Source organism: Vibrio sp. D431a, from assembly GCF_030248655.1.
Taxonomy (GTDB): Bacteria; Pseudomonadota; Gammaproteobacteria; order Enterobacterales; family Vibrionaceae; genus Vibrio; species Vibrio alginolyticus.
The window spans coordinates 1-631 of the sequence record NZ_JAHGAP010000054.1 but is presented as its reverse complement, the minus strand read 5'-3'; the positions used below and the strand labels follow the sequence as shown (position 1 = coordinate 631).

General features: G+C 41.7%; 1 protein-coding gene. It reads left to right on the top strand.

What is annotated here, in order from left to right; genetic code table 11:
- Positions 1-228 precede the first annotated feature (228 nt).
- Complete coding sequence (locus KJB35_RS27095; RefSeq protein ID WP_285469870.1) at positions 229-522, top strand: hypothetical protein; 294 nt, start codon at positions 229-231, stop codon at positions 520-522.
- The last annotated feature ends 109 nt before the right edge of the window (positions 523-631 follow it).

Sequence of the window (631 nt, the reverse complement as noted above, 5' to 3'; positions counted from 1 at the left end):
TAACGCCCTGCTAAGGGGTGAACAACGCAATACCGAAGCCGCTGCATACCACCTTAAACACTAAAATCAACGCATAGTAAAAATGCCACGCGTTGTGAATCCCTCTTGAGCAGTTTGTTAGTTTGCAAACCCAACAAGTTGATTTTACGTTATTTTAAATTTTGAAAACAACAAACCTTATGTACTTTGATGCACTTAAGCCAGGCGTAGTCTCAAAGCGGCTACTCAATGAAACCACTTGGAACAAACAACGTCGCAGAAAACGAACTTACAACACCAAAAAGCGCTATTGGAAAACCAATCTCACAGTGCGAACTTTCAACAAAGCCACTGAAACCACGTGGAACTTACCACACCAGAGAAAACGTCATTTCAGCGAGTAAACCGGCTTTTGTACCAACAAACTCAACGAGCAGAGTTTCAGCAAAAAAGTTCAACTCAGTTAACCCAAAAGTCGCCGCACCAAAGAACAAATCAACCGTTGAAACGATGCCAATTTTGGATTTTCACTACGCTAATTAACACTGAAATTGAACGCCGATACGACAATTTCGACTTTGAGCTTTTACCACTAGAACTTGCTTTATAGCTGCGTTTTTCCTCTTGCAAACTAACGCCGCATTAAGGGGTG